At 65.8% G+C, this 12,890-nt stretch carries 11 protein-coding genes; 3 read left to right on the top strand and 8 right to left on the bottom strand.

What is annotated here, in order from left to right; translation table 11 throughout:
• Nucleotides 1-41: 41 nt before the first annotated feature.
• From ACETPF_RS01195 to ACETPF_RS01180, 4 genes are read right to left on the bottom strand one after another with little or no spacing between them, the layout of a single operon-like run.
• Nucleotides 42-824 carry an enoyl-CoA hydratase/isomerase family protein gene (locus tag ACETPF_RS01195; RefSeq protein ID WP_373932441.1) on the bottom strand — a complete coding sequence of 261 codons (783 nt, stop codon included), beginning with the start codon at nucleotides 822-824 and terminating at the stop codon, nucleotides 42-44.
• Entirely contained in the window at nucleotides 821-1,972 is a 1,152-nt protein-coding gene (locus ACETPF_RS01190; RefSeq protein ID WP_373932440.1) for an acetyl-CoA acetyltransferase, read from the bottom strand. The genes ACETPF_RS01195 and ACETPF_RS01190 overlap by 4 nt, the downstream gene beginning before the upstream one ends.
• Nucleotides 1,969-2,331, bottom strand: coding sequence for a Zn-ribbon domain-containing OB-fold protein (locus tag ACETPF_RS01185; protein ID WP_373932439.1), 363 nt, complete (start codon nucleotides 2,329-2,331; stop codon nucleotides 1,969-1,971). The genes ACETPF_RS01190 and ACETPF_RS01185 overlap by 4 nt, the downstream gene beginning before the upstream one ends.
• A complete protein-coding gene (locus tag ACETPF_RS01180) occupies nucleotides 2,328-3,536 on the bottom strand; it encodes a CaiB/BaiF CoA transferase family protein (protein ID WP_373932438.1) in 1,209 nt (402 codons plus the stop codon). Before ACETPF_RS01180 ends, ACETPF_RS01185 begins: the two co-directional genes overlap by 4 nt.
• A gap of 86 nt (nucleotides 3,537-3,622) precedes the next feature.
• Here ACETPF_RS01180 and ACETPF_RS01175 point away from each other — a divergent pair, with 86 nt between their 5' ends.
• Nucleotides 3,623-4,363, top strand: a complete 741-nt coding sequence (locus ACETPF_RS01175) for a ThuA domain-containing protein (protein ID WP_373932437.1) — start codon at nucleotides 3,623-3,625, stop codon at nucleotides 4,361-4,363.
• On the opposite strand, the gene ACETPF_RS01170 is transcribed toward ACETPF_RS01175, so the two are convergent.
• A complete protein-coding gene (locus tag ACETPF_RS01170) occupies nucleotides 4,306-4,968 on the bottom strand; it encodes a TetR/AcrR family transcriptional regulator (protein WP_373932436.1) in 663 nt (220 codons plus the stop codon). The two genes, ACETPF_RS01175 and ACETPF_RS01170, sit on opposite strands and share 58 nt — an antisense overlap.
• A 147-nt stretch (nucleotides 4,969-5,115) precedes the next feature.
• On the opposite strand from ACETPF_RS01170, the gene ACETPF_RS01165 reads away from it, so the two are divergent.
• The gene (locus ACETPF_RS01165) at nucleotides 5,116-5,943 is read left to right on the top strand and encodes a sugar phosphate isomerase/epimerase family protein (RefSeq protein ID WP_373932435.1); all 828 of its coding nucleotides are present in this window, start codon (nucleotides 5,116-5,118) and stop codon (nucleotides 5,941-5,943) included.
• A 112-nt stretch (nucleotides 5,944-6,055) separates the two neighbouring features.
• Here the strand turns inward: ACETPF_RS01165 and ACETPF_RS01160 are convergent, their stop codons facing one another.
• Nucleotides 6,056-6,343 (bottom strand): hypothetical protein, encoded by a 288-nt coding sequence (locus ACETPF_RS01160; RefSeq protein ID WP_373932434.1) that lies wholly within the window; start codon nucleotides 6,341-6,343, stop codon nucleotides 6,056-6,058.
• Between the two features lie 27 nt (nucleotides 6,344-6,370).
• A complete protein-coding gene (locus tag ACETPF_RS01155; protein ID WP_373932433.1) occupies nucleotides 6,371-7,285 on the bottom strand; it encodes a dimethylarginine dimethylaminohydrolase family protein in 915 nt (304 codons plus the stop codon).
• A 165-nt stretch (nucleotides 7,286-7,450) separates the two neighbouring features.
• On the opposite strand from ACETPF_RS01155, the gene ACETPF_RS01150 reads away from it, so the two are divergent.
• Nucleotides 7,451-9,790, top strand: coding sequence for a GH92 family glycosyl hydrolase (locus tag ACETPF_RS01150; RefSeq protein ID WP_373932432.1), 2,340 nt, complete (start codon nucleotides 7,451-7,453; stop codon nucleotides 9,788-9,790).
• Between the two features lie 126 nt (nucleotides 9,791-9,916).
• Here ACETPF_RS01150 and ACETPF_RS01145 read toward each other — a convergent pair whose 3' ends face one another.
• Nucleotides 9,917-12,859, bottom strand: a complete 2,943-nt coding sequence (locus ACETPF_RS01145; protein WP_373932431.1) for an amidohydrolase family protein — start codon at nucleotides 12,857-12,859, stop codon at nucleotides 9,917-9,919.
• Between the last annotated feature and the right edge of the window lie 31 nt (nucleotides 12,860-12,890).

Genomic DNA, 12,890 nt, shown 5'->3' with positions numbered 1-12,890 from the left:
CCTAGACCTGTCGATAAAACAGTCAACCATGATTGTCTTTTTTATTGCGATGGCGAAGCTCGAGCGTCCGTGCTTTTGGCCGAAAAGGCGGCGATTCCGCGCACGCTTTCAGCACTGTCCAGCGTCGCTTTTCCCCAGGCATTGCCGACCGCGAGCGCCTGGCCGATCTCCATCCCCGCCGACAGATCGTGCAGCTTCAGCCCGTTGGCGATCGCGGTCCAGCTATGGCCGAGCATCGCCTGCGTGACCGTCAGCGTCCGGTCGAGCAGCTGGTCGCGCGGCACCACCTCGGTCACGACGCCCAGTTCGTACAGCCGCCGCGCGGGCAGCAACTCGCCGGTCAGGATCATCGCCAGCGCGGTGGCGCGCGGCACCTGCCGGGCGAGCCGCTGGATGCCGCCGGCAAAGGCGAACAGCCCGTGGCGCACCTCGCTGAGACCCATCATCGCATGGTCGGCGGCAAAGACCAGGTCGCATGCCAGCAGGATTTCAAAGCCCCCCGCGACCGCCGTGCCGTTGATCGCCGCGATCAGCGGCTTGGTGCGCCGCCGTTCGGTAAGCCCGCCAAAGCCTCGGTCGGGGATCAGGCCATGGCCCGCCCCGTGGATCGCCGCTTCTTTCAGGTCCATGCCCGAACAGAAGGCGCGCGACCCCGCGCCGGTCAGCACGACCGCGCCGATCGCCGGATCGGCCTCCGCCGCCGTCACCGCCGCGTCCATCGCCTGCGCCGTCGCCGCGTCGAGCGCGTTGCGCACCGGTTCCCGGTCGATGGTGAGCAGCAGCACCGGTCCGCGCCGCTCGATGATGAGACCCGCCTGCGTCATAGCGTCGCCATGCTCCCCAGAATGACCGTCGCCTGGCTCGACAGCGCGCCGCCATTGCCATGCGCCAGCGCCAGCTCGACACGCGGCTGCTGGTTCGCCGCCTCGCCCCGGATCTGGCGCGCCGCCTCGATGATGGCAAAGAGGCCGTACATGCCCGGATGACAGCAGGACAGGCCGCCCCCATTGGTGTTGACGGGCAGCGTGCCGCCCGGCGCAATCGCCCCGCTCGCGACGAACGGGCCACCTTCGCCCTTGGCGCAAAAGCCCAGATCCTCAAGGAACAGGATCGTGTTGATGGTGAAGGCGTCGTACAGCTGAACCACGTCCATGTCGGCCGGGCGCACGCCCGCCATCGCCATGGCGCGCGCACCCGATTCGCGCGCCGCCGTGACGGTCAGGTCACCGCCCTGCGCCACAGCGTTCCACCATGTCGCCGCCGCCGCGCCCAGCAGCGGGACGGGCGGCTGCCGCAGGTCGCGCGCCCGATCGGTACGCGTCATGACGATCGCGGCGGCCCCGTCGGTGACGAGGCAGCAGTCGCGCGCCGACAGCGGCGAACTGATGACCCGCGCCGACAGGCACTCCTCCAGCGTCAGCGGCCCGCGCGCGAAGGCTTCGGGGTTGCTGCCGGCCCATCCGCGCGCGGCCAGCGCCACCGCCGCCAGCTGCGCGCGAGTGGTGCCATAGTCGTGCATGTGCCGCGCCGCCGCCAGCGCATAGGATGTCATCGGAAACAGCGGCGCATAGGGCGCATCCCACTGATTGTGCGTGATCCGGGTCTTGAGCTTCCCCCCCGCGCTGCGCTGGTTGGAGCCATAGGCGATCAGCGCGCAGTCGATATAGCCGGCGTCCAGCATCAGCGCCGCCACCGCCATATGGCTCATGAAAGCCGACCCGCCGGTGCGGTTGTTGTCGGTGTAGGCGGGGCGCAGGCCCAGATGCTCGGCAAAGCTCAGCCCGGCGAAGAAGTCATCAGGCTGGCACACGAACAGCGCGTCGACATCGCCCAGCGTCAGGCCCGCGTCGGCGACTGCGCGCGTCGCCGCCGCCGCCGTCAGTTCCATCGAGCTGTAGCCCGGCATCTCGCCCACGCCAAAGGTCGCAAGCCCCGCGATCGCGGCCCGCCCGCGCGGAAAGGCGTCGGTCATGCGTCCGCCTCCATCCGGAACAGCAGCAGCGGTTCCTCATCCGATCCGCCGATGAAAGCGCGCACGCGCTGCCCGATGCGCAGCGTCTCGGGCGTCGCATCCTCAACCCGGCTCATCAGCCGCGCGCCTTCGGCAAGGTCGATGAGCGCGACATGATAGGGGTCTTGCGGCGGCTTGCGGGCGATCCAGGACAGGCTGTAAACGGTGCCGCGCCCCGACGCCTCGAACCAGTGGAGCGCAGCGCCGCTGCCCGGCGCCACCGCGCGCGGCGGAAACACGACCGCGCCATCGTCGGTGCGCTGCAACAGGAACCGCCCCTGCGCCAGCGCCGCGCGCCAGTGCGCTTCCGGCCCGCTCATGCCGCGCCGCCGATCGCGCCGCTGGCTTTGAGTGCCGCGATCTCCGCCTCGGCAAAGCCCGCCTCGCGCATCACCGCCTCGCTGTCCCCGCCCAGCGCCGGGCCGGGGTCACCGATTGCGCCGGGAGTGGCGGAAAAGCGGGTCGGAATGCCGGGGAAGCGCATCGCCCCCATCTCCGTCGCGCGCTCGTCCCAGAAGCCCGTCTGCGCCAGATGCGGGTCGTCGAGCAGGTCGGTCAGCGTCGCGATCGGCGTCGCGGGGATTTCCGCGCGGCGCAGCAGCGCCATCCATTCGTCGGTGGTGCGCGTCGCCATCACCTGCGCGACGCGGGCCAGCACCGTGCCGATATTCTGCGTGCGCGACCGCATCGACGCGAAAATGGGATCGCGCGACCATTCGGGATCGCCCAGTTCGGCGAAGAAGGCGCGCCAATGCTTGTCGTTGTAGATCATGACGCCGATATGCCCGTCCGCCGTCGCATAGGGGCGGCGCGCTTCCGACGTCGCGCGCGGATATTCGGGCGGCCCCTGCGGCGGCACGAACAGCGATCCGCACAGATGCTCGACCATGGCGAAGGACACCAGAGTCTCGAACATCGGCACCTCGATCTCCTGCCCGACGCCGGTGCGTTCGCGCGCGAAGAGCGCCGCCATCACCGAATAGGCGCCGGTCAGCCCAGCCACCTTATCGGCGATCACCGTCGCGGCATAGGTCGGCTGCCCGCCCGACAGCCGCGCCTGAAGGTCGACAATGCCCGACGCGGCCTGCACGATGTCATCATAGGCGGGATAGTCGCGATAGGGGCCGTTGCGCGCGAAGCCGTATAGATTGGCATAGATGATCTTGGGATTGGCCGCGCTCAGCGCCGCATAATCGAGGCCGAGGCGGCCGATCGCATTGGCCCGCATCGAATGGATGAACACGTCCGCTTGCCCCGCCAGCCGTAACAGCGCGTCGCGCGCCGCCGACTGCTTCAGGTCCATGACAACCGACCGCTTGCCGCGATTGACGTTCAGGAACATCGCTCCGCGCGACGCGTCCGGGCCGGGCGGGATGAAGCGGGTGGTATCGCCCTGCGGGCTTTCGACCTTGATGACGTCCGCGCCCAGGTCCGCGAAGATTTGCGTCGCATAGGGCCCCATCAGCACGCTAGTGAGATCGAGCACGCGCACGCCCGCCAATGGTCCCTGTCCCCGTCCGCTCATGGCCGCTCGCACCCCATTGCCATCGTCCTTTCCCGGCCTAGGCTCGGGCGCGCACGCATGTACGCACGAGCGGGAGGCCCGTTATCATGAAGGTTCATCTGATCGCCGCCGGGAAATATCACGACATTGATTTCGCCCGGCTCGAATTGCTCAAGCTGCTGGCCGAACGGCCGCGCATCCGCACCTCGGTCGCGTCGGACTATGCCGACCTTACCAGTCTGGCGGCTGCCGACCTGCTCGTCACCTACACCTGCGACCTCATGCCCGATGACGCGGCACAGGTCGCCGCGCTCGACGCCTTCCTGCGGCGCGGCGGGCGCTGGCTTGCGCTCCATGGCACCAACGCGGTGTTGCGCTTCGGCGCGGACGGCGTGGTCGACACGCCCGACGTCGTGCCCGCGTTCAGTGCGATGCTGGGTACGCGCTTTGCCGGGCATCCGCCGATCGCCCCGTTCAAGGTGTTCGTGACCCGCGACGATCATGTCATGACGCGCGGGCTGCGCGATTTCCGAGTGGAGGACGAACTCTACCTGACCCACCGCACAGGCGATATCGACGTGCTGCTGCACACCAGCTTCACCGGCCGCTGCGACGAGTTTCGCGACGCCGACTGGGACGAGGCGCAGGTGCCCGTGCTCTACGAACGGCGCGTGGGGGAAGGGGCCATCCTCTACCTGACGCTCGGCCATTGCCGGGGCCATTATGATCTGCTCCCGGTCAGCCCTTTCTGGCCGCATCCGCAACGCTGCGCCTGGAATTACCCGATTTTTCATGAACTTTTGCGCCGCGCGATCGGCTGGGGGCTGGACGCGGCGAGCGCGGGCTGAACCGGGCGCAGGGCGTGGAGCTGCGCCTCCAGCGAGGCCAGCACCGGCTCGACCAGCGCCTCGTCCATGGCGCCGGTCATCAGGTTGATCGCCATCCCCTCCATCGTCGCCTGCGATACCGCCATGGCGAGCGCGAACCGCTCCGGCTCGCTTTGCCAGTCGGGATAAAGCGTCATCGCCAAGCTGTCGAAACGCTGGCGAAATTCTGCCTGGAGCGGCATCAGGATCGCGGCGAGTTCAGCATTGGTACGCGCAGCGATCGCCAGTTCGTGGAAGGCGACGAATGCGGGCTTCTGGATCTGCCGCCAATAGGTTCGCACCATCGCCCCATGGTCGAGCGCATTGCGCTCGGCCGCGCGGCGAAAGGCGTGCAGCCGCCGCTCGTGGAGGTGCATGATCGTTTCCTTGATCAGCGACACGCCATTTTCGAAATGGTGCAGCATCGCGCCCCGCGACAGCCCGGCCTCCAGCGCGACCTGCGGCGTCGTGGTGCGGGCATAGCCGTTGCGCACCAGCACCCGGATCGTCGCATCGATGAGCCGCGCGCGCGTTTGCATGCTCTTGAGCGCCTGGGGGGTGGGTTCGTCCACGGCGGGGCGTCTCACGGTCGCGTCTCTCCTCATGCCTGCGATCCGTCGCGCGGATCGCTTGCCTTCCGGCCTATCCTATCGCGAACCAGAAAAAAAGACATCCATGTCTGTCTTTTTATCAGCGGCTCGCCTAGCATGGCGGAAAGAGAGGGGGAGAGGCCCATGCACCAGACCGACGCCATCGCATTGTCGCTGCATCATCTGACCGTGCTCGACGCGACGCCGGTGCGGCTGGTAGAGCTGGCGGCGGACACCGGCTGCGGGCATGTCTGCCTCTTCACCTTCATCCCGCCTGCCGCCGCCGGCCGCTTTCCCGTCGTGGCGGCCGCCGACGTGCCCGATCTGCGCGCGCGCATGGACGATTGTGGCGTCAGCGCGGGCAATCTCGAAGTGTTCCCGCTCGACGGGGCGGAGGATCGGGACGCCTTCGCCCGCGCGCTCGATGTCGGCGCGCGCCTTGGCGCGACGCGCGCGACCGCGCATCTCCACGCCGTCGCCGACCCCGGCGAAGCCGCCGCGCGCTTCGCCGCCTTCGCCGATCTCGCGCACGGGTCCGGCATCGTCGCGGGGCTGGAGTTCATGCGCTTTTCGGCGGTTGCGACCATAGGCGAGGCGGCCCGGATCGTGCGCGAGGCGGGGGCGGGGGCGCTCGTGTGCGATGCGCTCCACCTGTTCCGTGAAGGCGGCACGGTCGCCGACGTCGCCGCCCACGCCGAGCTCATTTCCTATGTCCAACTGTCCGACGGCCCGCCATCCTGCCCCGACGACCAGCGCTGGAGCGAGGCGGTCAAGACGCGCGCGCTGCCGGGCACCGGCGCCTTCCCTCTGACGCCCTTGCTTGGCGCGCTTGGTCGCCCGCTGCTGGTGGAGGTGGAGGTGCCGCGCGCCGACGATCAGCGCGCGGGCGTCAGCGATCTCGACCGCGCGCGTGCTGCCGTCGCCGCCTCGCGCCAGGTGATCGCGCAGGCATCGGTTCGCAAAAACGCATGACCCGGCTACCGATTTGATCGGCATGATCCGGTTCGTCAGCCCATCACCCCGCCATGGCGCAGGAGGTTGGATGCTTCAGGCGCCGAAAAGACATCGCGCTCAAAGCTGTCGCCTACTCCGCCCCCGCTTCAGCCAGGGCGCGCTCCACAAATGCCACCTTCGCATCGTCATTGACGTCGATCGACACCAGCACAGGCGAATACAGCGCCGCATCGTCCCGCTCTTCTTCGAGCGGGGCGGATGCGTCGCCGCCACTGATCGCCTCGCCCGCGCTATTGTCGGGCCCGTCGGCGGCGACGAAGATGTCGCTTCGTTCCAGCCCGTGCTGCTGAACCAGCAGTTCGATCGCGTTCTCGGCTTCGGCGCGGGTGGCAAAGCGCCTCTCGATGGTCTGGCTCATTGGTCCTCCTGCTTGAATGATATGGTTTCAGGCCGGGACGCGGCGTAGCGGCTGGGTCAGGCAGTGGATGCCTCCCCCGCAGGCGGCGAACTGGGATATATCGATCTGCTCGACGCTGTAGCCCGCTGCCCGCAGCGTGGTCGCGACGACCGGGTCGGCGGCGCTGGTGAGGACATGGCGCTCTCCCAGCGAGAGGATGTTGCAGCCGAGCGATGACGAGAGTTTTGCGGGCATGGGCATGATCCTGATGCCCTGCTCACGCACCGCTTCGATGAACGCCGGCTGCAAAAGTTTGATGCAGCCGATCGCCTCATTTTCGTCGACCATGCAGAAGATGGTGTCGAGGTGGAGATGGTCGGCATCGAAGGGGCAGATGAGCACGTCCCAACCTGCAGCTCTGAACGGCGCCGCGAACTCGGCGATGCCGTCGGCAGAACTCCGCTCGCCCGACAGGCCGAGGATCAGGAGTCCGTCCCGCGCCACGCAGATGTCGCCGCCCTCCATCGGTCCCGCCGAGATACGCCGTACAGGGAGGTTCCAGCCGACGCAGACTTGCAGCAGCGCCTCCACCTCGCCCTGGCGATGCGGCATGGCGGGGTTAAGGGCTACCATGCCCCACGGCGTCGACACGCCAACATCGCGCGTGAAGCACATGTCGGGCAGATCGGGGGACGGTGCGAGCATATGGCAGCGCACACCATGCCGCTCCAGCGTTCTCACCAGCCTCTCATGCTGGCGCAGTGCCTCCTCGGTATCGGTCGCAAAGCCGTTCGCCATCGTCGCACGCGTGACGGCGCAGCAGGGGACGGGGGACAGATGATGCGGCGGGCACAGGATGACATCGGTCAACCGATCGGTCTCGCTGACGACATGGCTTTCAACAGGTGCAACCGCAAAGCGCCCTGCGACCTCACCATCGAATGCACCGAAATCGACTTTCATGATCATCTCTCCTGATCATGAAAACCAGGGCCAACGGCGGCCGTTCCCGCCCCTATCATGGATTAGGGCGTTTTGACGCGCTGCGTTGAGGCAGCTTTGCCATCCTTGCCCTCAGCCCGTCAGGGACGGCTTGGCGACACCGTACTCCTGTGCTGTAGTTGCGCCATGTTCAAAGCAGTCCTTGCCATCTCCGCGTCCGCTCTGATGATGTGCGCGGCCATCGCCCAAACGCCTCCGTCGGCGCCGTCTGCGCCCGTCGATGTCGTGGATCCGTTCATCGGCACGGCAGGCGAAGGGCACACCTTCCCCGGCGCTGTCGCGCCGTTCGGGATGGTGCAGCTGTCACCCGACACATTGGTCGGCGCGGCGCGCAAAAGCTATAACTGGGCTGCGGGATATCGGCACGAAGACCCGACAATCCTGGGCTTTTCCCACACCCATTTCTCGGGCGCTGGCCACAGTGACCTTGGCGATTTCCTGGTGATGCCGGTCAGTGGTGAAACCGTTCCGATGGAGGCGGGTGACGCTGCAAAGCTGGGATCGGGCTATCGATCGCGCAAGGCAGAGGAGGTCGCGTCGCCCGGCTACTATGCCGTGACGCTCACAGATGCAGATGTCCGGGCGGAGATGACCGCTGGCACGCGGGTCGGCGTGCATCGCTATCGCTTTGCGGCGAACAAGGCCGCGCATCTCGTGCTCGATCTGCGCTCGATCATCTACGACTATCCCGGCAAGATTCTCTGGGCGTCCCTGCGAATCCGTCCTGATGGCACGATCACCGGCATGCGCGAAGTGCGGGGCTGGGCCGCCCCCCGCCGGCTGTTCTTTGCCATCCGCTTTTCCGCGCCGATGACCGGCCACAGGTTCGTCAGCACCGAAGGCGATTTTGGCTATCGCGGCTTCAAGGGGCCGGGGCGCGGTCCTGAAACGCTGGACTCGATTGCAGGTCGGGCGCTGGTCGCCAGTCTCGATTTCGGCACGCTCGCCCAGCCACTGGAGGTGAAGGTCGCGCTGTCGGGGGTCGACGAGGATGGCGCGCTCGCAAATCTGGCTGCCGAACCCGGCAGTTTCGACTCGATCCATGCAAAGACCCGCGCCGCCTGGACCGAGGCGCTGGGCAGGGTGGAGATCGATGCGCCCGCGCCTGCGCGCAAGAACATCTACACCGCGCTCTATCACAGCCTGATGGCGCCGAGCGTGTGGGCGGACGCCGATGGGCGCTGGCGCGGGCCAGACGATCAAGTGCACGAAGGGTCGTATAATGGCATGCCCTTCACCGCGCATTCGACCTTTTCGCTATGGGATACGTTCCGGGCCGAGCATCCCCTGCTGACGCTCATCCAGCCGGCGGGGAAGAACGCCGACTTCATCAAATCGCTGCTGGCAAGTCAACGCACCAGCCCCTTCGGCATCCTGCCCGTCTGGCAGTTTGCGGGCAAGGAAACATGGACGATGATCGGCTATCATGCCGTGCCGGTCATCGCGGACGCATGCCTCAAGGGGCTTGCCGGCATAGACTGTAGCGATGCGCTCGACGCTATGGTCGCGAGTGCGGATTATCGTGCCTATGGCGGCCTTGGCGACTATATGACGCTGGGCTACGTGCCCATCGACCGGGAGCCGGAAGCGGCATCCAAGACGGTCGAATATGCCTATGACGATTGGACCATCGCCCGTCTGGCGCGCAAGCTGGGCAAAACAGCGATAGCAGACCGCTTCGCAAGGCGCGCCGCAAACTGGCGCAACAGCTTCGACACGAAGACGGGCTTCCTGCGGGCGCGGCTCGCCGACGGCAGCTTTCGTACCCCTTTCGATCCCACCGCGATCAACTATGGCAGCGACTATACTGAGGGCAATGCCTGGCAATATAGCTGGTTCGTGCCCCAGGATCAGGCGGGGCTGTTTCGCCTGATGGGCGGCGACGCGAAGGCCGTGACGAAGCTCGACGCCATGTTCGACTTTGATAATTCCAAGATCGACTACAGCCATGCCGAGGACATTGCGGGGCTGATCGGACAATATATCCATGGCAACGAGCCCAGCCACCACGTCGCCTATCTCTACGCCTATGCGGGCATGCCGTGGCGCACGCAGGAGAGGCTGAAACAGATCGTCGAGAGTCAGTATAAGCCCGCCCCGGATGGATTGGCCGGGAATGACGATCTCGGCCAGATGTCTGCCTGGCTGGTGTTTACGTCCCTCGGCTTCTATCCGGTGGCGCCGGGCAGCGGCGAATATGTCATCGGGCGTCCTTTCGTGGACCGCGCCGTGCTGAACGTCGACGGCAAGCGCTTCACGGTGGTGGCGGAGAACCTCTCTGACGCGAACCGCTATGTCGGCAGCGTAACGCTCAACGGCAAGCCGCTCGACCGCAGCCTCGTGCGCGACGAGGAAATCCGCGCCGGCGGCGAACTGCGCTTTACCATGCAGGCGACGCCCAACAAGAGGTGGGCCACCGGCCCGCAGGCGCGGCCATTTTCGATGTCACACCGTCACGCCAAGTGAGCAGGCCGCCAACGGATGATGTCTGCGGGTGCTGTCAGGTGCCAAATGTCGATGCCGTGCTTAAACAGCAGATCTTCCACATTTCGGCAAGGATGCTGGTCTCGTGCGCCCCTCCTGCAACACAGGCTATTGAGGTAACAGATCTTGTAATTCAAAGACATATCCATTCGCCATGACTTTGCGCACCTTGAACGTGTTCGCGATATCGACGCGTGGATCGCCATTCAGCAACACGATGTCGGCAAGCTTGCCAGCTTCCAGCGTGCCCGCGTCCAGCAACAACGCCTTCGCACTGTTGACCGTCGCGGTCTGAAGCGCCTGAAACGGTGTCAGGCCCGCATCGACATAGGATGCGATTTCCGAGTGGAGGTTGGTCGCGATAATCGTGTCGGTGCCCGCCGTCACGAACGTGCCCGCATCATACATCGCCTTCAGCGACTTGAGGCTGCCCGCCAGCAACGGTCTCAGCATTGCCGCCATCGAATCCTGCTCGCGTACCGATTTTTGCGCCCAGACCGGGTAGAGGTTCACGCGCGGATCGTCGCGATAATCGGGGTGTTTCTCAAGGTAGCCGGTCAGCGATCCAAACATCGTCGGAGTCAGCGTGCGGCCACTGCGCGCGAACAACTGGATCACATCCTCATAGGCTATGCCCATCGGCCCCTGCTTGGGCGAATAGCCGCGCCGGCTGGTCGCGCCCAGATGCTCGGTCGCATCGACCCCGCTATAGGCCGCCGGATAGATTTCATGGCCTGACACGGGGATGCCGAAGCTGTGCGCCGCCTCCACGATGCGCCGCTGATAGAGGTCGGGCATCCGGACATAGCTTTTCATCATGTCATATTTGAGCAGCCGGATGCGCTCCAGCTCACGTTCCAGATGGGCGGGACTGGATACGGCAATGCCCATCTTGTAGTAAACGCGCTGCCATTCCATCAGCGAAGAGCCGGTGTAGATGCGTGGACCGATCCGCACCCCTGCCTCGCTCGCTTCGCGATCCTCCAGCCCGTCATAGACCTGCGCGCCCGGATCGCGCACGGTGGTGATGCCATAGGCGAGCCATGCCTTGTGCTGGTTCGCGCCGAAATCCTTCTGCACATGGCTGTGATGCTCAATCAGGCCCGGAATGGCGGTAAGGCCCGTGCCGTCGATCAGCTTGCCCGTCGCATGAAGCGCAGCGGCATGATCCTGCACCGCGACGATGCGGTTGCCCTCTACGACGATGTCCTTGTCATGCTGGGTTTCGTCGCGGACGGAGTCGACCAGATTGCTGACATGGATGATGGTGCGCCCAGTCGGCTTGGCCAGGGTGTAGCTGAGGTCTAGGGGGACGTCGGCGACCTTGCCGGTTTCCAGATCAACGGTCTTCAGCTTGTCGGACGACTGGTAGAGAATCGTCCTGGAATCCGCCGTCCAGGTCGGGAAATAGGCGATTTCCGAATTGTAGCTGCGCGGCGGACCCATCGGTTTGCCATCAGGATCGACCGGCCAGACCTTCAGCAGCCCTTCGTAGATCGCCGCCATCTTGCTGCCGTCGGGCGACCAGGTGGGGCCGCCGCCGCCGCGCGTGTCCATCGACATATTGGCTTCAGGGATCTGCCAGAAAGGCTCGCCCTTGCCATCGGCGGGGATCACATAGACCTGGTTGGTGCCTTCGCGGAAGCTGTTGGAATATTTGTAGGACAGGCTGATCGCGACATATTTGCCGTCCGCGGACCAGCTGGGGCTGCCGGGCTGGCCGAGCGAGCCTTGCAGGCGCGTGATCTTGCCCGTCGCCACATCGATGATGCAGACGCCCGCGACGCCCCAGCGGCCGTCGACATCGATATAGGCGATGCGCGTGCCGTCCGGCGACCAGGCCGCGCCCAGCGGCTGGGTGTCGATGTTGGTGAGCTTCCGATCCTTGCCGCTTGCAAGGTCGCGTATCCAGAGCTGCGGCAAGCCGCCGCCCTTGTCGGAGGTGTAGCCAATCTGCTTGCCGTCGGGCGACCATGCGGGATCGGCATCCATCGCGCCGTCCTTCGTCAGATTTTCCGGCGCACCGCCCTTGGACGACATCAGGTAGAGATCGCCCAAAGCAACGAAGGCGATGCGGCTGCCGTCGGGCGAGATCGTCGGGTGGACGATGCCCAGCGCCTTGCGCGGCGCATCGCTATCCCAGTCGCGCCGGGCACGGGTATATTGCGGCTTCACATATTCGAGCGTGGCGGAGAAGGGGATGGTCGTGCTCTTGGTGCCCGCGCGATGGCGCAGCTTGCCGTCCGAAACATAATAGTAGCCGGTCTGTCCCCAGGAGATGCGGAAGGGAAAGACATTCTCCGCGCCGCTGACGGGTGTGCCGTCGATCTCCAGCCGGCTGCCATTCCCATCCTGCACGACATAGGCGAGTTCGCCCTTAGGGCCGAAGGACGGCGCATCGACGCGGCCTTCGACCGCGCGCAAGGGGATTTCCACGCCGGTGGCGAGCGTCGTCGCATAGAGGCCGGTTTTGGCGCCGTCCGTTCCCGAATAGGCGATGCGCGCGCTGTCCGGCGACCATGTCGGCATCCGGTCCTCGTGCGGGTTCTTGCTGATCTGCGTGATCGCGCCTGAGGCCAAATCGAGCGTCCAGATGTCGTAATTGCCGCTGCGGTCGGAGGAGAAAGCGATCTTGCTGCCATCGGGGGAGAAGGCCGGTTCGCGATCGTCATAGGTTCCGTTCGTCAGCTTGCGCGCCCCGCTGCCATCGGGCTTGACCGTCCATAGGTCATAGCCGCCCTCGCGATAGGCGAAGTAGGCGAGCGACTTGCCGTCGGGCGCCCAGACCGGCTGGCGGGCGTCATTGAAATAGTCGGTGATCCGCACCGCCTTGCCGCCCTTGGCCGGGATGATCCACAGGCTGCCCTGAAGATCGACGGCCAGCCACTTGCCATCGGGCGAAACGGACACCGCCATCGACGTGCCTTCGTGGACATCGAATGCGACAGGTCGCTCACCTCCCGGCGGAGGGAGGTTGGCGGGCGCGGCATGAACCATCGGCGCGCCGCACAGCAACAATGCGACGATAGACGATTTCAGTGATTTGCTCATGCCCTGCTTCCCCTGTCTATTTCGATGTCGC

Source organism: Sphingobium agrisoli (assembly GCF_041877245.1).
Classification (GTDB): domain Bacteria; phylum Pseudomonadota; class Alphaproteobacteria; order Sphingomonadales; family Sphingomonadaceae; genus Sphingobium.
This window is presented reverse-complemented; position numbering and strand designations above follow the sequence as displayed.

Coding starts and splice junctions, on each gene's coding strand:
- ACETPF_RS01190 (WP_373932440.1), bottom strand. CDS start 1,972: ATGACCGACGCCTTTCCGCGCGGGCGGGCCGCGATCGCGGGGCTTGCG.
- ACETPF_RS01185 (WP_373932439.1), bottom strand. CDS start 2,331: ATGAGCGGGCCGGAAGCGCACTGGCGCGCGGCGCTGGCGCAGGGGCGG.
- ACETPF_RS01195 (WP_373932441.1), bottom strand. CDS start 824: ATGACGCAGGCGGGTCTCATCATCGAGCGGCGCGGACCGGTGCTGCTG.
- ACETPF_RS01150 (WP_373932432.1), top strand. CDS start 7,451: ATGTTCAAAGCAGTCCTTGCCATCTCCGCGTCCGCTCTGATGATGTGC.
- ACETPF_RS01155 (WP_373932433.1), bottom strand. CDS start 7,285: ATGAAAGTCGATTTCGGTGCATTCGATGGTGAGGTCGCAGGGCGCTTT.
- ACETPF_RS01145 (WP_373932431.1), bottom strand. CDS start 12,859: ATGAGCAAATCACTGAAATCGTCTATCGTCGCATTGTTGCTGTGCGGC.
- ACETPF_RS01175 (WP_373932437.1), top strand. CDS start 3,623: ATGAAGGTTCATCTGATCGCCGCCGGGAAATATCACGACATTGATTTC.
- ACETPF_RS01160 (WP_373932434.1), bottom strand. CDS start 6,343: ATGAGCCAGACCATCGAGAGGCGCTTTGCCACCCGCGCCGAAGCCGAG.
- ACETPF_RS01165 (WP_373932435.1), top strand. CDS start 5,116: ATGCACCAGACCGACGCCATCGCATTGTCGCTGCATCATCTGACCGTG.
- ACETPF_RS01180 (WP_373932438.1), bottom strand. CDS start 3,536: ATGAGCGGACGGGGACAGGGACCATTGGCGGGCGTGCGCGTGCTCGAT.